Origin of the sequence: Streptomyces sp. NPDC016309 (assembly GCF_043077235.1) — a bacterium.
Taxonomy (GTDB): domain Bacteria; phylum Actinomycetota; class Actinomycetes; order Streptomycetales; family Streptomycetaceae; genus Streptomyces.
In genome coordinates this window covers 420,634-440,565 of record NZ_JBIBSG010000004.1, presented here as the reverse complement: position 1 = coordinate 440,565, position 19,932 = coordinate 420,634, and the positions used below count along the sequence as shown (strand labels likewise).

Annotated in this window: 15 protein-coding genes and 1 pseudogene; 8 read left to right on the top strand and 8 right to left on the bottom strand. The window is 72.6% G+C overall.

Annotation, left to right across the window (positions count from 1 at the left end; genetic code table 11):
• Positions 1–16 precede the first annotated feature (16 nt).
• Positions 17–2,362: a malto-oligosyltrehalose synthase gene (gene treY, locus ACF068_RS12905; RefSeq protein ID WP_392274244.1), complete on the bottom strand. Its 2,346-nt coding sequence runs from the start codon at positions 2,360–2,362 to the stop codon at positions 17–19.
• Positions 2,363–2,477: 115 nt separating this feature from the next.
• Entirely contained in the window at positions 2,478–4,601 is a 2,124-nt protein-coding gene (gene glgX / locus ACF068_RS12900) for a glycogen debranching protein GlgX (protein WP_392274243.1), read from the bottom strand.
• 478 nt (positions 4,602–5,079) lie between these two features.
• On the opposite strand from glgX, the gene ACF068_RS12895 reads away from it, so the two are divergent.
• Positions 5,080–6,321, top strand: coding sequence for an SAV2148 family HEPN domain-containing protein (locus tag ACF068_RS12895; protein WP_392274242.1), 1,242 nt, complete (start codon positions 5,080–5,082; stop codon positions 6,319–6,321).
• A 105-nt stretch (positions 6,322–6,426) separates the two neighbouring features.
• Positions 6,427–7,149, top strand: coding sequence for a 3'-5' exonuclease (locus ACF068_RS12890; RefSeq protein WP_392274241.1), 723 nt, complete (start codon positions 6,427–6,429; stop codon positions 7,147–7,149).
• Positions 7,150–7,267: 118 nt separating this feature from the next.
• Here ACF068_RS12890 and ACF068_RS12885 read toward each other — a convergent pair whose 3' ends face one another.
• Complete coding sequence (locus ACF068_RS12885) at positions 7,268–8,119, bottom strand: phosphotransferase enzyme family protein (protein WP_392274380.1); 852 nt, start codon at positions 8,117–8,119, stop codon at positions 7,268–7,270.
• 131 nt (positions 8,120–8,250) lie between these two features.
• Here ACF068_RS12885 and ACF068_RS12880 point away from each other — a divergent pair, with 131 nt between their 5' ends.
• From ACF068_RS12880 to ACF068_RS12855, 6 genes and pseudogenes are all read left to right on the top strand, one after another.
• Complete coding sequence (locus ACF068_RS12880; protein ID WP_392274240.1) at positions 8,251–9,186, top strand: carbohydrate ABC transporter permease; 936 nt, start codon at positions 8,251–8,253, stop codon at positions 9,184–9,186.
• Positions 9,183–10,046: a carbohydrate ABC transporter permease gene (locus ACF068_RS12875; protein ID WP_392274239.1), complete on the top strand. Its 864-nt coding sequence runs from the start codon at positions 9,183–9,185 to the stop codon at positions 10,044–10,046. Before ACF068_RS12880 ends, ACF068_RS12875 begins: the two co-directional genes overlap by 4 nt.
• Positions 10,046–11,401 carry an ABC transporter substrate-binding protein gene (locus ACF068_RS12870; protein WP_392274238.1) on the top strand — a complete coding sequence of 452 codons (1,356 nt, stop codon included), beginning with the start codon at positions 10,046–10,048 and terminating at the stop codon, positions 11,399–11,401. The genes ACF068_RS12875 and ACF068_RS12870 overlap by 1 nt, the downstream gene beginning before the upstream one ends.
• Before the next feature lie 20 nt (positions 11,402–11,421).
• A pseudogene (mgt, locus tag ACF068_RS12865) lies at positions 11,422–12,673 on the top strand (macrolide-inactivating glycosyltransferase).
• A 256-nt stretch (positions 12,674–12,929) separates the two neighbouring features.
• Positions 12,930–14,129 carry a S8 family peptidase gene (locus ACF068_RS12860; protein WP_392274237.1) on the top strand — a complete coding sequence of 400 codons (1,200 nt, stop codon included), beginning with the start codon at positions 12,930–12,932 and terminating at the stop codon, positions 14,127–14,129.
• Positions 14,130–14,202: 73 nt separating this feature from the next.
• Positions 14,203–14,754: a DUF1697 domain-containing protein gene (locus tag ACF068_RS12855; RefSeq protein WP_392274236.1), complete on the top strand. Its 552-nt coding sequence runs from the start codon at positions 14,203–14,205 to the stop codon at positions 14,752–14,754.
• A 20-nt stretch (positions 14,755–14,774) separates the two neighbouring features.
• On the opposite strand, the gene ACF068_RS12850 is transcribed toward ACF068_RS12855, so the two are convergent.
• The 5 genes from ACF068_RS12850 to ACF068_RS12830 all read right to left on the bottom strand — a co-directional run bounded on the left by ACF068_RS12850 (position 14,775) and on the right by ACF068_RS12830 (position 19,931).
• Positions 14,775–15,554: a sirohydrochlorin chelatase gene (locus tag ACF068_RS12850; protein ID WP_392274235.1), complete on the bottom strand. Its 780-nt coding sequence runs from the start codon at positions 15,552–15,554 to the stop codon at positions 14,775–14,777.
• 10 nt (positions 15,555–15,564) lie between these two features.
• Complete coding sequence (locus tag ACF068_RS12845) at positions 15,565–16,458, bottom strand: ABC transporter permease (protein WP_392274234.1); 894 nt, start codon at positions 16,456–16,458, stop codon at positions 15,565–15,567.
• On the bottom strand, positions 16,445–17,233 hold the full coding sequence (locus ACF068_RS12840) for an ABC transporter ATP-binding protein (protein WP_392274233.1): 789 nt from the start codon (positions 17,231–17,233) through the stop codon (positions 16,445–16,447). The genes ACF068_RS12845 and ACF068_RS12840 overlap by 14 nt, the downstream gene beginning before the upstream one ends.
• Positions 17,234–17,280: 47 nt before the next feature.
• Complete coding sequence (locus ACF068_RS12835; RefSeq protein ID WP_392274232.1) at positions 17,281–18,387, bottom strand: aliphatic sulfonate ABC transporter substrate-binding protein; 1,107 nt, start codon at positions 18,385–18,387, stop codon at positions 17,281–17,283.
• Between the two features lie 200 nt (positions 18,388–18,587).
• On the bottom strand, positions 18,588–19,931 hold the full coding sequence (locus ACF068_RS12830; protein ID WP_392274231.1) for a sulfate adenylyltransferase subunit 1: 1,344 nt from the start codon (positions 19,929–19,931) through the stop codon (positions 18,588–18,590).
• Between the last annotated feature and the right edge of the window lies 1 nt (position 19,932).

Genomic DNA, 19,932 nt, shown 5'->3' with positions numbered 1-19,932 from the left:
ACTTTCAGGACACGACCTAGGTCGTGTCCTCGCGGGCGCCGTCCTCCGGCACGGGGCGGCGCGAGAGCAGGGCCACCGGCCGGGTCGCGAACAGGTCCGCCAGGGGCACCGGCCCGCCGCCGGGGAACTCCCTCCCCGTGTCCACCGCGTCGAACCACCGCCCCTCCGGCAGCGTCAGGGACGTGTCCCCCCAGCCGCCGCCCTCCGCGAGGCGCAGCGACAGCCGGGTGACCGCCGTGACCGCCTCGTCCGACCGGGCGAAGGCCACGCAGTGCCCGGCCGCCGGGCCGCTCGCCGTCAGCGGTCGGTACGTCCCCGACGGCCCGAACACGTCCGGGTGGCGCTGCCGCAGCCGCAGCGCCGCGCGCGTGACGGTGGTCTTCTCGTCCGGCGGCCCCTCCCGGAACGGCCGCCGGTTGTCCGGGTCGACCAGCGCCAGGTACACCCGCTCCGTCTCCTGGTACAGGTCCGGGACGCCCGGCATGGTGAGGTGCAGCAGCGCCGCGCCCAGGACGTTCGCCCGGACGTGCGGGTCCAGTTCGCGGGCCAGCAGCGACACCGTGTACAGGCCCGGCCCGGCGGGGCCCGCGTCCACGAAGTCCAGCACCGCCTGCTCGTAGGCCGGGTCCGGCTCCGTCCAGCTTGTGTGCAGCCCCGCCTCCCGTACCGCCTTCAGCAGCGCGGGGGCCAGCCGGTCCCCGTACGGGTACCCGAAGCCGAGCGCCGTCTGCCAGGCCGCCCACGCCACCTGACCGTCCGGCGCGGGCGTCCGCGCCACGTCGTCCAGCAGCTTCACCCACCGCTGCGGGCACTCCGACAGCACCGCGATCCGGGCCCGCACGTCGGCGCTGCGCTTGGTGTCGTGCGTGGACAGCACCGTCCCGGTGGCCGGCCAGTCCCGGGCCAGGCGCTCGCAGTACGCGTGGAACTCCGCTGGGCCCACCGCCGGCCTGCCCGGGTCGCCGCCCACCTCGTTCGCCGAGACCAGCGGCGTGTACCGGTAGAACGCCGTGTCCTCGACGGACTTGGCGCGCAGCGCCGACGACGTCTGCGCGAACCGGATCCGGAACGCCCGCTGCTCCGGCCCGTCCCCGAGCCGGCCCAGCGCCAGGTCCCGGACCACGTCGACGGCCGCCGCCTCCTCGGGGACCGTGAACGTCTCCCGGGCCTCCCGGGCCGCCTCCTCGGTCAGGACGTCCACCGCGTCCGTCCCGTACGGCCGGTAGACCGGCACCCGGATCAGCAGCTCCCGCACCGCCGCGCGCAGCGCCCACAGGGCGTGGTCCCGCAGCGCCGGAGCGGTCGCGCAGACGGCCGCCGCCGTCCGGGTGAGGTGGGCGACCTCCGAGGCCAGCTCGTGCGTCACCACCTTGTACGCAGCCCGGTGCTCGGTCGCCTCCCAGTGGCCGCCCCGGTCCCCGGCGGGGTTCGCGAAGCGCCGGTAGTGCTCCGCCAGCTCCGCCGCGCCCGCCTCGTCCACGAAGAGCCCGTCGACCCGCCGCAGGGCGTCGTAGCCGGTCGTGCCGGCGACCGGCCAGCCGCCGGGCAGGTGCTCCTCGCCGGTGAGGATCTTCTCGACCACGATCCAGCAGTCCCCGCCCGTCGCCCGCCGGAGCTCGTGGAGGTACGCCTCGGGGTCCGCGAGCCCGTCCGGGTGGTCGATGCGCAGCCCGTCGACCACGCCGTCCCGCACCAGCTCGACGATCTTGGCATGGGTGGCCTCGAACACCTCCGGGTCCTCCACCCGCACCCCGATCAGGTCGGAGATGGTGAAGAACCGCCGGTAGTTCAGCTCCGTACGGGCCAGCCGCCACCAGCCCAGCCGGTACCACTGGGCGTCCAGCAGCTCCGGCAGCGCCAGCCCCTCCGTGCCGGGCCGCAGCGGGAACTCCTGCTCGCCGTGGCGCAGCCGGCCGTCCGCGACCTCCAGCCGCTCCAGCTCGTCACCGATCCGGCCCGGCAGCACCGGCAGCAGCAGCTTCCCGCCGCCGGCGGCCCAGTCGATGTCGAACCAGCGGGCGTACGGGGAGGAGGGGCCCTCCCGCAGCACCTCCCACAGGGCCCGGTTGTGGCGCGGGGAGGCCGCCATGTGGTTGGGAACGAGGTCCACCACCAGGCCCAGGCCGTGCGCCCGAGCGGTGCGGGCGAGGGCCCGCAGACCGGCCTCGCCGCCCAGCTCCTCGCGCACCCGGCCGTGGTCGGTGACGTCGTACCCGTGGGTCGAGCCGGGGACCGCCTCCAGGACCGGCGACAGGTGCAGGTGCGAGACCCCGAGCGAGGCGAGGTACGGCACCGCTTCCCCGGCGGCGGCGAAGGGGAAGTCCGGCTGGATCTGGAGCCGGTAGGTCGAGTTGGGCGTCATGCGAACGTACGTACCCGCTCGGGCGGCTCATGTGTCATCCGGTGATGCGATTTACGCCCGACGCCACGTTCCGCCCGGTTCGCGGCCCGTCCCCGACGGGCCGCGAACCACCCTCTCAGGCGGGGCGCCGCAGCACGGTCAGACTGCGTCCGATCAGGGTGAGACGGTCACCGGCGGCGACCTTCGCGCCCTGCCCCGGCTCGACCCCTTGCGGCAGGGCCGTGTCGACCACCACCTGCCACTGGCGGCCGTGGTTGACCGGCACCACGAACTCCAGCTCCTCGGCGCTTGCGTTGAACATCAGCAGGAACGAGTCGTCCGCGATCCGCTCCCCGCGAGGTCCGGGCTCGGAGATCGCGCTGCCGTTCAGGAACACCGACAGGGCCTTGGCGTGCGCGACCTGCCAGTCCTGGGCGGTCATCTCCTCACCCTCGGGGGTGAACCAATTGATGTCCGAGAGCTCGTCGTGGGTGCCCTCCACCGGACGGCCGTGGAAGAAGCGCCGCCGCCGGAAGACCGCGTGGTCACGCCGCAGCCAGACCATCGAACGGGTGAACTCCAGCAGCGACCGGGCCGCCTCGGAGTCCTCGTCCGGCCAGTGCACCCACGCGACCTCGTTGTCCTGGCAGTACGCGTTGTTGTTGCCGCCCTGCGTACGGCCGAACTCGTCGCCGTGGCTCAGCATCGGCACGCCCTGCGACAGCATCAGGGTGGCGATGAAGTTGCGCATCTGGCGCAGCCGCAGCTCCCCGATCGGCTCGTCGTCGGTCTCGCCCTCGGCGCCGCAGTTCCAGGAGCGGTTGTGGCTCTCGCCGTCCCGGTTGCCCTCGCCGTTCGCCTCGTTGTGCTTCTCGTTGTACGACACCAGGTCGCGCAGCGTGAAGCCGTCGTGGCAGGTCACGAAGTTGACGGAGGCCAGCGGCCGCCGGCCGTCGTCCTGGTACAGGTCCGAGGAACCGGTCAGCCGGGACGCGAACTCGGCGAGCGTGCGCGGCTCGCCGCGCCACAGGTCGCGGACCGTGTCGCGGTACTTGCCGTTCCACTCCGTCCACAGTGGCGGGAAGTTGCCCACCTGGTAGCCGCCCTCGCCGACGTCCCACGGCTCGGCGATCAGCTTGACCTGGCTGACCACCGGGTCCTGCTGCACCAGGTCGAAGAACGACGACAGCCGGTCCACCTCGTGGAACTGGCGTGCCAGGGTGGCGGCCAGGTCGAACCGGAACCCGTCGACGTGCATCTCCGTGACCCAGTACCGCAGTGAGTCCATGATGAGCTGGAGGACGTGCGGCGAGCGCATCAGCAGCGAGTTGCCGGTGCCGGTGGTGTCCATGTAGTACCGGGGGTCGTCCTCCATGAGCCGGTAGTACGAGGGGTTGTCCAGGCCCCGGAAGGAGAGCGTCGGGCCCAGGTGGTTGCCCTCGGCCGTGTGGTTGTAGACCACGTCCAGGATGACCTCGATGCCCGCCTGGTGCAGCGCGCGCACCGCGGACTTGAACTCCAGCACCTGCTGGCCGCGGTCGCCCCAGGAGGCGTACGCGTTGTGCGGGGCGAAGAACCCGATGGTGTTGTAGCCCCAGTAGTTGGCCATCCCGGCGTCCACCAGCCGGTGGTCGTTGACGAACTGGTGCACCGGCATCAATTCGAGCGCCGTGACCCCCAGTTCGGTCAGGTGCTCGATCACCGCGGGGTGGGCGAGTCCCGCGTACGTGCCGCGCAGCTCCTCCGGCAGGGCCGGATGGAGCATGGTCAGCCCCTTGACATGCGCCTCGTAGATCACCGTCCGGTGGTAGTCGGTGCGCGGCGGGCGGTCGTCGCCCCAGTCGAAGTACGGGTTGACGACGACGGACGTCATCGTGTGCGGCGCCGAGTCGAGGTCGTTGCGGGAGTCCGGCTTGCCGAAGTGGTAGCCGTACACCGCCTCGCCCCAGTCGACGGCGCCGGCGACCGCCCGCGCGTACGGATCGAGCAGCAGCTTCGCGGAGTTGCAGCGCTGTCCCTGGTCCGGCGCGTACGGTCCGTGGACCCGGAACCCGTACCGCTGGCCCGGCATCACGCCGGGCAGGTACGCGTGCCGGACGAACGCGTCGGTCTCGCGCAGCTCCACCGCGGTCTCCGAGCCGTCGTCGTGGAGCAGACACAGCTCGATTCGGTCGGCGGCCTCCGAGAAGACCGCGAAGTTGGTACCGGCGCCGTCGTACGTGGCGCCGAGGGGATACGCCTGTCCCGGCCAGACCTGCATAGATAAGACTCTTCCACTTCTGATCCGGCTGATGGGGGTCACTTGAGCCAGAATCCTCCCCGAAAGTGGGACGACGTCCTAGGACTTCGGCCGGTCCTACCGGGTGACCGGGGGAGGGAACGGGCGACCTGGCCGGAAATCGACCCCTGGGCCGGATTCGTCCGATCAGCACACCACCCGGCCCGGGCCGGCGCCACCCGGCCCCCGGGTCAACGTGGCGTTCCCCGGCGTCGCCCCCCCCGGGGCGGGCCCGCCCCGGTGGGGGCGAGGGCCCCCACGGCCGGGCGACCGGGCCGGGGGCGCCGGTCCGACCATTATGAATCCGCTCACTCCGGGACGTCCCCGGCCGGGGAACGCGCCCGAAAATCATGGCCGTTGACGAAGGAGCCCGTGCATCGGGCTGCACCGCCTCCCGCTCGCGGAGTACCCTTCCTTGATCGTTGGAGACGGGTGTCCAGGAGCAGAAGGCGGTGCGCGGGTGAGCTCGGGAGGGCTGGAGCTGCCCCCAGGTGACTCAGGTCATGAGGGGAACTCCGCAGACCCCGCTGATGTCCCGCCCGGCGCGGTCTCACTCGCCCGGCCGATGGAGATCGGAGCGGAACTGGACTGGGGCGCGGAGGCCTGGAGCGAGGTGCGGACCCGCGCCCAGCGCGCCGGACGCGCCTATATCTGGCTGAATCTGGTCGAACAGCGGCTGCGTGCCGTGGTGGCAGCCGTACTGCGGCCCGTCTACGAGCCGGTCCACGGCGACGACTGGGTGGTGGCGGCGGCCGGACCCGCCGGCCAGGAGTGGGTGCAGCGCGCCGTCGCCGTCCGCGAGGTCTCGCGCCGCAAGGGCTACCTCCTGGACCCGGCCGACGACAACGTGCTCAGCTTCCTCACCCTGCCCCAGCTCCGTGAGCTGATGGTCCAGCACTGGCCGTGCTTCGAGCCGTACTTCGACGATCGGCGCGAGGTGGAGCTGGCCCTGGACGAGCTGGAGGTCACCCGCAACGTCGTCTCCCGCAACCGGGCCCTGTCGCGCACCGTGCTCGACCAGTCCGAGCGGGCCTCCGCCCGGCTGCTGGAGATCCTCGGCGGCGGCGCCGGCGCCCCGTCCGCGCACCGGCTGCCGGTCGACGCGGTGGAGGACCTCGTCGGGGACCGGTATGCGGACGTCGTCTCCGTCCACCCCGACCGCGTGCGGCTCCAGCGGCAACTGCCCGCCGAGGACCTGTTCGGCGGGGCGCGGCGCCTCGACGCGATCGGCATAGGCCTGAACCTCCTCGTGCAGAACTTCTCCGGACGGCGGCTGGTGCGGCTCGCCGAGTCCGGCTGCCGCATACGCCTGCTGTTCCTCAACCCGGCGAGCAGCGCCGTGAAACGGCGCGAGAGGGAACTGGGCATCAAGAAGGGCGAGCTCAGCCGCTCGGTGGAGATGAACATCCTCCACATGCGGCGGGTGCGCTCCAGGCTGCGCGACCCGGGCGCCTTCCAGATCCAGGTCTTCGACGAGACGCCGCGCTTCACCGCCTACCTCGTCGACGGCGACGGGCCGGACGGGGTGGGCGTCGTCCAGTCCTACCTGCGCCGGGCGCGCGGCATGGAGGCACCGGTGCTGGTGCTGCGCGGTGCCAGACGAGCGGTCGTCACGTCCGGCGCGGAGAGCGAGCACGGGCTCTTCGCGACCTACCGCGAGGAGTTCGAGTCGGTCTGGGCCGACTCCCGTCCGGTGTCGTGAGAGCGGGAGCCGAGCGGCGTTGTCAGTGGCGCGTGGGAGGGTGAGGACCCACGAGGGGGAGTGCACCGCAGGGGGGCGCACCACGGCATCGCGAGGAGGAGCAGCATGGGCTGGCACGGGGAGACGCTCGTCGGCTTCGATCTGGAGACGACCGGCACGGAGCCGCTCGAAGCGCGCATCGTGACGGCCGCGGTGGTCGAGGTGCGGGGCGGGGAGGCGCTGGCGCGCCGCGAGTGGCTGGCCGACCCCGGCATCAGGATCCCCGCCCAGGCCTCGGCCATCCACGGCATCACCAACGAGCGGGCCGTGGCGGAGGGCAGGCCGGTCCGCGAGGTCGCCGACGAGCTCGCCGACACCCTCGTCGGGTACTGGAGGCGCGGCGTGCCGGTCGTGGCGTACAACGCCGGGTTCGACCTCACCCTGCTGACCGCCGAGTTGCGGCGGCACGGACTGCCGGACCTCGGGGAGAGGCTGGGCGGCGCGCCGGTCGGCCCCGTCGTCGACCCCTACACCATCGACCGCGCCGTCGACCGGTACCGCCGGGGCAAGCGGAACCTGGAGGCGGTCTGCGCCGAGTACGGCGTGGTGCTCGACGGCGCCCACCAGGCGGCCGCCGACGCGCTGGCCGCCGTCCTGGTGGCCCGCGCGATAGCGGAGCGGCACGCCTCGGTGGCGGCGCTCACCCCGGTGGAGCTGCACCAGCGGCAGGTGGGGTGGTACGCCCGGTGGGCGGAGGACTTCCAGTCCTTCCTGCGCCGCAAGGGCACCCCCGACGCCGTCATAGACCCGGCCTGGCCGCTGCGGGAGCTCGCCCCGGCGGCCGGCTGACCCGGGCCGGGTCCGGCGGGACGACCGGCGCGCCGGGCGGGCCGGCCCGGCGAAGGAGCCGGGGGCAGCGCCCGGGCCCGGAGGGGAGACCCAGCCCGTGCGTGCCGGGCCGTGCGGGTCAGAACGGGTACCAGCGGACCTCCGTGTCACCGGTGCGCAGCGACCCCACCCGGCGGCGGAACTCGGCCAGGGCCCCGGGGTTCGACGGGGCGTGCTGGGCCACCCAGGCGCAGCTCGCCGTCTCCCGGGCGCCCCGCAGCACCCCGCAGCCCTCCCAGTCGCGCACGTCCCAGCCGTACGCCTCGGTGAACGCGTCATGGGCCGCCGGGTCCAGGCCGTAGCGGTCCCGGGCCAGCACGAGGACCACCAGGTCGTGCTCGCGCAGATCGGCCGAGAAGGTCTCCAGGTCGACCAGGACCGGACCGTCCGGGCCGATGTGCACATTGCGCGGCAGCGCGTCGCCGTGGATGGGGCCCGGGGCCAGACGCGGCGTCAGCGCGGCCGCCGCCCCGGCGAACCCGTCCCGGCGCTCGCGCAGGAACGCGGCGTCCTCCGGGTCGATCGCGTCACCCGCGAGCCGCAGCCAGCGCTCCACCCCGCCCAGCAGGTCACGGGGCGGCAGCGGGAACGGCGGCGCGCCCAGCGCGTGGACCCGGCGCAGCAGCGGGGCGAGGTCGCGGGGCTCCGGCGGGCGCACGGCGGCGGGCAGCCGGTGCCAGAGGGTGACCGGGTGCCCCGCCACCAGCCGGGCCTCCGGCTCGGCCGCCCGGACCGCCGGCACACCGGCCCCGGCCAGCCAGGAGGCCACGGCCACCTCCCGTCCGGCCCGCTCCAGCAACTCCGCGTCCCGGCCGATCTTCACCACCAGGTCACCGACGGCGAACACGGCGTTCTCGCCCAGCGCCAGCAACTCCGCCCCGCCGTCCAGCCCGGCGGCGGCCAGCACCTCCCGCGCCCGCACCTCGTCCATCACGTCCGTCCCTCCCGTACCCGTGCCGATCCGGCGGCAAGTCTCGCATCCGCGCGGGCCGCCTTGACGAACCGACGGCCCGTCAGGACGATGACGGCCAGGCCGGCCCGACTCCACCGAGGGGACTGTCCGTGACACTGGTGAGGGCGACGGAGCGGCCCGGCGGGAGAGCCGGAGGACCGGCACGGCGGCCCGAGCCCCGGCCGAAGGACCACGGGGCCTGGTTCCTCGTCCTGCCCGCGCTGATCCCCATCCTGCTGCTCAGTGTCGGCCCGCTGCTCTACGGACTCGTCCTGGCCTTCACCGACGCCCAGTCCGGGCGCACCCGGGCCACCCAGTGGGTCGGCACGCTCAACTTCCAGGACCTGCTGCACGACACCCTGTTCTGGGAGTCGTTCCGGATCGGTCTGCTGTGGGCGGTGGGCGTCACCGTGCCCCACTTCCTGCTGGCGCTCGGGCTCGCCCTGCTGCTCGACCAGAACCTCCGGTTCCGCCGGCTGGCGCGAGCCCTCGCGATCGTTCCGTGGGCGATGCCCGAGGTGGTCGTCGGCATCATGTGGCGGCTCTTCTACCACTCGGACGCGGGCATCCTCAACGAGACCCTCCGCGACCTGGGGCTCGGCGACGGACGGGACTGGCTCAGCGGCCTGGCCACCGCGCTGCCCGCGGTGGTCCTGGTGGGCGTCTGGGCCGGCATGCCCCAGACCACGGTGGCGCTGCTCGCCGGGCTCCAGAACACCCCGCGGGAGCTCCACGAGGCCGCGGCCCTGGACGGCGCCGGCGCCTGGCGCCGGTTCCGTACGGTCACCTGGCCCGCCCTCAAGCCGGTCGCCCTCGCCATCACGGCGCTCAACCTGATCTGGAACCTCAACTCCTTCGCCCTGGTGTACGTGCTCACGGGCGGCGGGCCCGGCGGCCGTACCCGCCTGCCGATGCTGTTCGCGTACGAGGAGGCGTTCCGCTACGGGCAGTTCGGCTACGCCGCCGCGATGGGCTGCGTCCTGGTCGCCGTCGTCTCCGTACTCCTCGCCGTCCATCTGGTGAGCCGGCTGAAAGGGGAGGAATGAACACCGACAGGGGTGGAACGAGCGGCCTCCGCACCCGTGGCCCCGCGCGGGCCGGCCAGTACCTCGCGCTCCTCGCGTACCTGGTCTTCCTGGCGCTGCCCTTCCTGTGGCTGGTCTCCACCGCCTTCAAACCGGCCCGGGAGCTCGGCTCCCTGCACCCCACCTGGCTCCCCGACGACCCCACCCTCGCCAACTTCCGGCAGGCGTTCGGCGAACAGCCCCTCCTCCGGGCCGGTGCCAACAGCCTGGCGGCCGCGCTCGGCGCCGCCCTGATCGCCGTCGCCGTCGCCACGCCCATGGCCTACGTGATTGCCCGCAACCGCGGCCGGCTCGCGGCCGCCGCCACGGGCTGGGTCGTCGTCAGCCAGGCGTTCCCGTTCGTCCTGGTGATCATCCCGCTGTTCCTGGTCCTGAAGAACCTGCACCTGATCAACACCCTGGGCGGCTTGGTCCTGGTGTACGTGGTGTGGTCGCTGCCGTTCGCGCTGTGGATGCTGACCGGGTACGTACGGGCCGTGCCGGCGGAGCTGGAGGAGGCCGCCGCGGTCGACGGGGCGGGCCGGGTCCGCACGCTCGTCTCCGTCACCGCGCCGCTGCTCGCGCCGGGCATCGTCGCCACCGGCCTGTTCGCCTTCGTCACCGCGTGGAACGAGTTCTTCTTCGCGCTCGTCCTCCTCAAGACCCCGGAGAAACAGACCTTGCCGGTCGTCCTCACCCACTTCCTCGGCGCCGAGGGCGTCGCCGACCTCGGCCCCCTCGCCGCCGCCGCGTTCCTGGCCACGCTGCCCTCCCTCGTCGTGTTCGCGGTGATCCAGAAGCGGATCACCGGCGGCATGCTGTCCGGGGCGGTGAAGTCCTGATGGCCCGGCGGGCCTTGTCGGGGGCTCGGTTTCCCTCCGGGGCGCTCACCCGCGCGCGCGTCGCACGGCGGTACGCCGCCGTGGCCGCCGCCCTCGCCCTGCTGCTGGCCGGCTGCTCCACCGGCGACGGCGACGGCCGGGGCGGGGCGCGGACCGTGCTGCGCTTCCAGTCCCTGGCCTGGCAGAAGGAGTCGGTCGACGCCAACAAGGAACTCGTCGCCGAGTGGAACGCCGCCCACCCCGACGTCCGGGTGGAGTACGTCCAGGGAAGCTGGGACAGCGTCCACGACCAGCTTCTGACCTCCTTCGAGGGCGGTGAGGCGCCCGACGTCATCCACGATGCCTCCGACGACCTCGCCGACTTCGCGTACGGGGGCTACCTCGCCGACCTGCGCCCCTGGCTGCCCGAGCGGCTCAAGGCCGCCATCCCGGCGGCGAGCTGGGCGACGACCACCTTCGGCGAGGGCGTCTACGGGGTGCCGTTCCTCCAGGAACCGCGGGTCATCATGGCCAACGCGAAGATCCTCCGGTCCTCCGGGGTGCGCGTCCCCACCCCCCGGAAGCCGTGGACCTGGCCCGAGTTCCGCCAGGTCGCGCGGGAGCTGACGGCGACGATGGGGGAGGGGAGGTACGCCGTCGCCTGGCCGCTGAAGGAACCGGTCTCCGTCTCCCTGAACCTCGGCCTGTCCGCGGGCGGACGGCTCTTCCACCGGGGCGGGGACGGCAGGGCCGAAGTCCGTTTCACCGGCGCCGACTCGGTCGTGCCCGGCATCGTCCACGCCCAGGTCAACACCGACCGCAGCGCGCCGCGCAGCACGCTCGGCATGGGCGGCTCCGACACGCTCCCCGGGTTCTTCGGCGGCATGTACGCGATGGTCCCGCTCGGCTTCTCCTACCGTCAGCAGATCGCCCGGCAGGCGCCGGAGGGGTTCGAGTGGACCGTGCTGCCCGCGCCCGCGGGCGACGGCGGCCTGGCCCAGGGGGTGAGCCCGCAGACCCTGTCGATCGCCCAGGACAGCCCGCACAAGGAGGAAGCCGCCCGGTTCATCGACTTCCTCCTCCAGCCGCCCAACATGGTGCGCCTCGCGCGGGGCGACTGGATGCTGCCGACCGGCACGGAGGCGCTGAAGGACCCGTCGCTGCGCACCGCGGAGGACGGCTGGGCGACCGGGACCGCGCTGGCCGGGGCCCTTCGCCCGGCGCCGGCCCAGTCGGTGCGGGGCTACCCGGAGTGGAAGGACAAGGTCGCCACCCCTGCCTACCAGGAGTACTACAGCGGCGCCATCGACGCCGCCGAACTGAAGGAGCGTCTGGTCGGGGACGGCAACCTGGTGCTGGCGCGCTACCAGCGCTGAGAAGGGATCCTCCCTTTTGACTGGACGAGACGTCTCGTCTCGCATATGCTCGCCGGTATGACCTCCACCGAGCGTGCCCACATCGCCATGTTCTCCATAGCCGCCCACGGGCACGTCTACCCGAGTCTCGAAGTGATCCGTGAACTGGTCGCCCGTGGCCACCGCGTCAGCTACGCGATCCCCGCCTCCTTCGCGGACCAGGTCGCCGCCACCGGCGCGAAGCCCGTCGTCTACACCTCCACGCTGCCCACCGACGAGGACCCGGAGGCATGGGGGACGGAGCTGATCGACAACCTCGAACCGTTCCTGGACGACGCCGTCCAGGCACTGCCCCAGCTCGCCGGGGCGTTCGAGGGCGACGAGCCCGACCTCGTCCTCCACGACATCACGGCCTACCCGGCGCCCGTCCTCGCCCACCGCTGGGGCGTCCCCGCCGTCTCCCTGTGGCCCAACCTCGTTCCCTGGGAGGGGTACGAGGAGGAGGTCGCCGAGCCGATGTTCGCCGGCCTCAAGGCGTCCGAGCGCGGCAAGGCGTACTACGCGCGCTTCACGGAGTGGCTGACCGCGAACGGCGTCGACACCCACCCCGACCGGCTGGTCGCCCGCCCCCGCAAGGCTCTCGTCCTCATCCCCAGGGTCCTCCAGCCCCATGCCGACCGCGTCGACGAGTCGGTCTTCACCTTCGTCGGTGCCTGCCAGGGCGCCCGCGCCGAGCAGGGGGAGTGGCGGCGGCCGGCCGGCGCCGGGAAGGTGCTGCTCGTCTCGCTGGGCTCCGCCTTCACCAAACAGCCCGAGTTCTACCGCCGTTGCGTCCAGGCGTTCGGGGGCCTGCCCGGCTGGCACGTCGTGCTCCAGATCGGCGCGCACGTCGACCCCGCCGAACTGGGCGCGCTGCCTGGCAACATCGAGGTCCACCCCTGGGTGCCGCAGCTCTCGGTGCTCCGGCAGGCCGACGCGTTCGTCACGCACGCGGGCGCCGGCGGCAGCCAGGAGGGGCTCGCCACCGGGACGCCGATGGTCGCCGTCCCGCAGGCCGTCGACCAGTTCGGCAACGCCGACACGCTGGCCTCCCTCGGCGTCGCCCGCCACCTCCCCATGGCCGACGCCACCGCCGACGCCCTGCGGGCGGCCGTCCTGGACCTCGTGGACGACCCCGAAGTGGCCCGGCGCGCCGAGGAGATCAGGCGGGGCATGGCGGCCGAGGGCGGTGCGCGGCGGGCCGCCGATCTCATCGAGGCGGAGCTCCAGGCCGGGAACCGGACCAGGCGGTAGGGCGCCCCTCACCCCTCCGGTTCCCCGCGCCGCGGAACGTCACGGGGCATGGCCATTTGGGTCGTGCCACGCCGGGTTGCCGTGATCCTTCCCGCCTGGGTGATTTGTTATTAAGGAAGTTTGTTGAGTAAGTCATGACTATGTGAAGGCCTTGATCTGCGCTCATCAATCGACCAGGGTTTCGAACAGCCCCCGGAAGACTTCCCGTCCGGAGGCCAACCCCCCACACAATTTGATGACGAGGAGTCCGCTCTTCATGGCAACTCTCAAGCGCGCCCGTGGAGTCAGGATCGCCGCCGCCACCGCCGTCGTCGTCGGCCTCACCGCCTTCGGCACGGCCCACGCGGGCACCACCGCCGCCCCCGCTCCCGCCGAGGGAACCGTCTACGGCCTCGGCGCCGAAGGCGCCGTCTCCGGCAGCTACATCGTGCTGCTGGACGAGAAGGCGGACAAGGCGAAGCTGGCCCAGGAGTACGGCGGCACGCTCAAGCGCAGCTACAGCTCGGCCGTCAACGGCTTCTCGGCCAGCGGCCTCACCCAGACCGAGGCCAAGCGCCTCGCGGCCGACCCGGCCGTCGCCAAGGTCGTCCAGAACAAGAAGTTCAGCGTCAACGCCACCCAGGAGAACCCGCCGTCCTGGGGTCTCGACCGCGTCGACCAGGCCGACACCGCCGGCGACAGCAAGTACACCTACCCCGACGGCGCGGGTGAGGGCGTGACCGCGTACGTCATCGACACCGGCGTACGTATCGGGCACAAGGACTTCGAGGGCCGTGCCGTCTCCGGGTTCGACGCCGTCGACAACGACAACGACGCCAACGACGGCAACGGCCACGGCACCCACGTCGCCGGCACCATCGCGGGCGCCTCGCACGGCATCGCCAAGAAGGCGAAGATCGTCGCCGTCCGCGTGCTCGACGACAACGGCTCCGGCACCACCGAGCAGGTCGTCGCGGGCATCGACTGGGTCACCAAGAACCACCAGGGCCCGTCCGTCGCCAACATGAGCCTGGGCGGCGGCGCCGACCCGGCCCTCGACGAGGCCGTCAGCAAGGCCATCGCCTCCGGCGTCACCTTCGGTGTCGCCGCCGGCAACGAGTCGGCCGACGCCGGACAGGGCTCCCCGGCACGCGTCCCGGAGGCCATCACCGTGGCCTCCTCCACCAAGGACGACCAGCAGTCCGACTTCTCCAACTTCGGCTCGGTCGTCGACATCTACGCCCCCGGCTCCGACATCACCTCGGCGTGGAACGACAGCGACGAGGGCACCAAGACCATCTCCGGCACGTCCATGGCGACGCCCCACGTGGTCGGCGCCGCCGCCGTCTACCTGGCGGGCCACAAGGACGCCACCCCGGAGCAGGTCGCCAAGGCCCTCACCGACGGCGCCACGCCCGACAAGATCTCCAACGCCACCCAGGGCACCGCGAACAAGCTGCTCAAGATAGTGGAGTAACCGCCCCCGGCAACCCGACCGGCGGCCGCCGTGCCCTCCCCCCCGGGGCACGGCGGCCGCCTATCCTGTCACCATGACGACGAGGTACGCCGCCCTGCTGCGCGGGATCAATGTCAGCGGCCACAAGAAGGTCCCCATGGCCGAGCTGCGCACCCTGCTGGCCGGACTGGGACACACCGACGTCACCACCTACCTCCAGAGCGGCAACGCGGCCTTCACCAGCGCGTCCGGCGCCGACGAGGACACCCTGGCCGCCGAACTCGGGGCGGCGCTCGAGGAGCACTTCGGCTTCACCGTCGACTGCCTGGTCCGCGGCGGCCCCTATCTGCGCGCCGTCGCCGAGGAGTGCCCCTTTCCCGCCGCCGAGCTGGAGGGCAGGCAGCTCCACGTCACCTACTTCTCCGGCCCCGTCACCGCCGACCGGTTCGCGGGCCTGGACCACGCGGCGTTCCTCCCCGAGGAGTTCCGGCTCGGCGACCGGGCCCTGTACCTGTACGCCCCCGAGGGGCTGGGCCGCTCCAAGCTCGCCGAGGCACTCGCCCGGCCCGCCCTGCTCAAGGGCGTCACCACCACCACCCGCAACTGGAACACAGTCGTCAAGCTGGTGGAGCTGACCCGCGACTGAGCGGGCGCGGGGCGGACGCCTCAGGCCGCCGCCGACAGGGCGACACCCGCCTCGTCGTACCGCTCCAGCAACAGCCGCGCCAGCTCCGGCGACGGGCCCAGCACGTCCGCGAGGACGTCCGCGCCGGCGGCACCGGCCGCGATGCGGTCCGGCAGCCGGCCGGGAGCGATCACGTACGGCGCGACCGCCACCCGGCGCGCCCCGCCCTCCCGGAGGGCGCGCACCGCGTCCTCGGTGCGGGGAAGGGATGCGGAGGCGAACGCAGGCCGCACGGCGCACCAACCGGTGTGCCGCAGCTCCCGCGCCATTTCAGCGATCACTGCGATCGCCTCCGGGTCGGTGGAGCCCGCCGAGGCCAGGACGACCCCGGTCGAGCCCTTGTCGGCGGGCGTCAGACCCGCCTCGTACAGCCGCCGCTCCAGCGCCGCGATCAGCAGCGGCGAGGGGCCGAGGACCGGCGCCTGCCGGATCCGCAGCGACGGAGGTGCCTCCCGCAGGACGGCCGGGATGTCCGCCTTGGCGTGGAAGGCACGGGTCAGCAGCAGCGGCAGGGCCACCACGTCACGCACGCCCTCCGCCGCCAGCCGCTCCAGGACGCCCGTCACCGAGGGGACGGTGAAGTCCAGGAACGCCGTCTCCACCCGGACGCCGGGCCGCAAGCAGCCCGCGCGCCGCACCAGGGCGTGCACGGTCGCGGCGTGCCGCGGGTCGCGGCTGCCGTGGGCGACCACGAGCAGGACGGGCGCCACGCGCTTCCTCACCAGGGCGGTGGGGGGCGACGGGAGGGCGGAACGGTTCATGACGGGACGCTCAGCTCTTGACGAGGAGACCGCGGCGGCGCAGCACCGCCCGCTCCAGGGGGCTGAAGACCAGCAGGTCGACGGCGATACCGACGATCAGGATCAGCAGGATCGCCAGGAAGATGCCGGGCATGTCGATGTTGTTGCGGCCGTTCTCCAGCAACTGGCCGAGCCCCAGGCCCAGGTCGGGCGACGAGGCGATGATCTCGGCGGCCATCAGGGAGCGCCACGAGAAGGCCCACCCCTGCTTCAGGCCCGCCAGGTACCCTGGCAGCGCGGCCGGCATCACGACGTGCCAGGCCCCCCGCAGCCCGGTCGCGCCCAGCGTACGGCCGGCCCGGAGGAACAGCGGCGGCACCTGGTCCACGCCGGCCACCAGCCCGTTGGCGATCGAGGGCACGGCGCCCAGCAGGATCACCGCGTACATCATCGAGTCGTTGAGACCCAGCCACAGCACGGCGGGCGCCACCCAGGCCACCGACGGCAGCGACTGGAGACCGGAGAGGATCGGGCCGATCGCCGCCCGCACGAACTTCACCCGGGCCACCAGCAGACCCAGCGGCGTGCCGATGGCCAGCGCCATCACGAACCCGAGCAGCGCGCGGGACACACTGGTCCACAGCACGTCCAGCAGCGTGCCCTCCAGCCACATGGTGGACAGGCTGTCCCACACGGCGGCCGGCGGCGGGAGCTTGTACTCGTCGGTGACCTTCGCCCAGACCAGCACCTGCCACACCGCCAGCACCAGGGCGACGGCGACCAGCGGCGGCAGGACCTTCCGGACCAGGACCTCGCGCACCGGGGTGCGGCGCACCTGCACCGCGTCGAGCGCGTCGAGACCCGCCTCCAGACCGGCCAGGTCGTCCGTCTTGGTGACTCCGGTCGCGGTATCAGTGCTGGCCATGACGGCGGATCTCCCCACGCAGTTCTTCGGTGATCTCGAGGGACAGCTCCGCCACCGCGGCGTCCTCGATGCGGCGCGGCTGAGGGATGTCGATGCGCCACTCGCGGGCGATCCGCCCCGGCCGCGAGGACAGCAGGACCACGCGCTCGGCCAGCCGCACGGCCTCGCGCACGTTGTGGGTGACGAACAGCACCGACAGCCGCGTCTCGCGCCAGATGCGCGTCAGCTCGTCGTGCAGCACGTCACGGGTGATCGCGTCCAGCGCCGCGAACGGCTCGTCCATCAGCAGCAGGTCGCTGTCCTGGGCCAGCGCCCGCGCCAGGGCCACCCGCTGGCGCATGCCGCCGGACAGCTCGTGCACCCGCTTGCCGTACGCGCCGCCGAGCCGGACCAGCTCCAGCAGCCGCTCCGCCTCGCCGCGCCGCTCGGTCTTGGGCACGCCGCGCAGCCGCAGCGCCAGCTCGATGTTCTTGCCCGCCGTCAGCCACGGGAACAGGGCGTGCTCCTGGAACATCAGGGACGGCCGGCCGCCGGGGGTCTCGATGGACCCCGCGGTCGGCCGGTCGAGCCCCGCGACCAGATTGAGGAGCGTGGACTTGCCGCACCCCGAGGCCCCCAGGAGGGTGACGAACTCGCCGGGGGCGACATCGAGCGTGATGTCGTCGAGCACGAGCTGCTGTCCGGTCGGTCCGGGGTAGGACTTCGAGACGTGCTCGATCCGGGCCGCGTGGCTCACCGCGACGCGGTCCTCGGCCTTGGCGAAGGTCGTGGCCATGGTCGTCACCTCCTGGGAACGGGAACGGAACGGGGCTGCTGGGAGGGCTACTTGACGCCGAGACCGGCGTCGGCGACCGCGGGCTTGCCCTCGGCCTTGAGGACCTTGTTGAGCGGCGCCAGGTCGTAGATGCCCTTCAGGTCCGGCTCCTCCAGGAGGCCGGCGGCCACGGCGTGGTCTGCCTGCGCCTGGAGCGTCGCGGCCAGCGGGTCGTCGGTGAACCGGATCGACGGCCACGCCGGGTCGATGACCTTGTCACCCAGCGCCTTTCCGGTCAGCGCCTTCAGCTTGGCGTTGGCCGAGTCCTTCGCCTTCTCCGGGTTGGCGTTGATCCAGGCGTTGGTCTTCACCGAACCGCGCAGCACCGCCTCGACGACGTCCGGGTGCTCCTTCAGGAACTTCTGCGACACGAGGATGTTCGTGATCACGAACTTGTTGTCCGGCCACAGGGTCGACTCGTCCAGGAGCACCTTGGCGCCCTCGCTGACCAGCTTCGACGCGGTCGGCTCGGGGGCCCATGCCCCGTCGATGGAACCGGACTTGTAGGCGTCCGGGGCGACCTTGTTCTCGGTGCGGACCACCGAGACGTCACCCTTGCCGCTCTGGGCGTCGACCTTCCAGCCGCGCTCCTTGATCCAGTTGAGGAACGCGACGTCCTGGGTGTTGCCGTGCTGCGGGGTGGCGATCCTCTTGCCCTTGAGGTCGTCCAGGGTCTTGATCCTGTCCGGGTTCACGACCAGCTTCACGCCACCGGAGGCGGAGCCGCCGACGATCCGCAGGTTCTTCCCCTTGGACTTGACGTAGCCGTTGATGGCGGGGGAGGGGCCGATGAAGCCGATGTCGATCGAGTCGGCGTTGAGCGCCTCGATCTCGGACGGGCCGGCGTTGAAGGTCGACACCTTCAGCTCGGTGCCGCCCAGTTCCTTCTGGATGATGCCTTCCTGGTCGCCCACCAGGGCGGTGGCGTGGGTGAGATTGGGGAAGTACCCCAGCCTCACCTGGCCGGCGGAGAGCTTCTCGCCCTCGGCCGCCACCTTCTTCTCGTCGTTCGTGGCCTTGGAGCCGTAGCCGCAGGAGGCCAGCGCGCCGATCAGCAGCGGCAGGGCCGCGGCGGCGGCGAGGGAGCGGCGCAAGGTGGTACGGGAGGCAGGCACGGAGGTGTTTCCCCTCGGTTCAGGGTCTTCGGAATCGTCGTCTGTGGTGCGCGTGGAACGGGTACCGCCGGGTGGAGGCGCACGCCGGGTGCGCGGGCGTCAGCCGGCACATCGCGCCACACCCCCGGTCCCCGCGCCGAGGGCGCCGCTGCCGACCCGGCCGCCCTCCTTCGCGAAGGTCGCGTAGACATCGGTCATCGTCAGAAGTCCCAGCCCTCGTCGTCCTGCTCGGCGGCGGCGGGCCCGGCGTCGGAGGCGAACGCGTCGCCCGCCATGCCGGCCGCGAGCGTGGTGCCGTCGGCCGGGTCGATCAGGAGGAACGAGCCGGTACGGCGGGAGTCGGCGTACGCGTCCAGCGCCAGCGGCTCGGCGGTGCGGACCACGACCCGGCCGATGTCATTGGCGACCAGCCGCCCGGGCGCCGGGTGCTGGGACAGGTCGTCCAGCGTCAGCCTGGACGGGATGTCCTTGACGATCGCCTTGACCGTACGGGTGGTGTGCTTCAGCAGCACCCGCTGCCCGACGGCCAGCGGCTGGTCCGCCACGTGGCACACGGTCGCCACGACGTCCTGCGTGGTCGCCGGGGCGTCACCGGCCGGGGCGATCAGGTCGCCGCGCGAGATGTCGATGTCGTCGGCGAGCCGGATCGTCACCGACTGCGGGGCCCACGCGATGTCGACGCTCTCCCCGAGCGCGTCGATCGCCGTGATGGTGCTGGTGCGCCCGGACGGCAGCACCGTGACCTGCTCGCCGACCCGGAAGGCACCGGCCGCGATCTGGCCGGCGTACCCCCGGTAGTCGGGGTGCTCGGCGGTCTGCGGACGGATCACGTACTGCACCGGGAAGCGGGCGTGGCAGGCGGTCAGGTCATGGCTGACCGGGACGGTCTCCAGGTGCTCCAGGACCGTCGGGCCGCCGTACCAGTCCATGTTCGCGGACGGCTCCACCACGTTGTCGCCGGCCAGCGCCGAGATGGGGATCGCGGTGATCTCCGGGACGCCCAGCTCGGAGGCGTACGTGGTGAACTCCTCGGCGATCGACGCGAACACCGGCTCCGCGTAGTCCACCAGGTCCATCTTGTTCACGGCGAGCACCACGTGCGGGACGCGCAGCAGCGCGGCCACCGCGGCGTGCCGGCGGGTCTGCTCGACGACCCCGTTGCGGGCGTCGACCAGCACCACGGCCAGCTCCGCGGTCGAGGCGCCGGTCACCATGTTGCGGGTGTACTGCACATGGCCGGGCGTGTCGGCCAGGATGAACCGGCGGCGCGGCGTGGCGAAGTAGCGGTAGGCGACGTCGATGGTGATGCCCTGTTCCCGCTCGGCCCGCAGACCGTCCGTCAGCAGCGCCAGGTCCGGGGCGTCCTGGCCGCGGCTCAGGGACGCGGCCTCGACGGCCTCCAGCTGGTCGGCCAGCACCGACTTGGAGTCGTGCAGGAGCCGGCCCACCAGGGTGGACTTGCCGTCGTCGACGGAACCGGCGGTCGCGAAACGCAGCAGGGTGGTGGCCGAGAGGTCGGCGAGCTGCTCGCTCGTGGTGCTCATC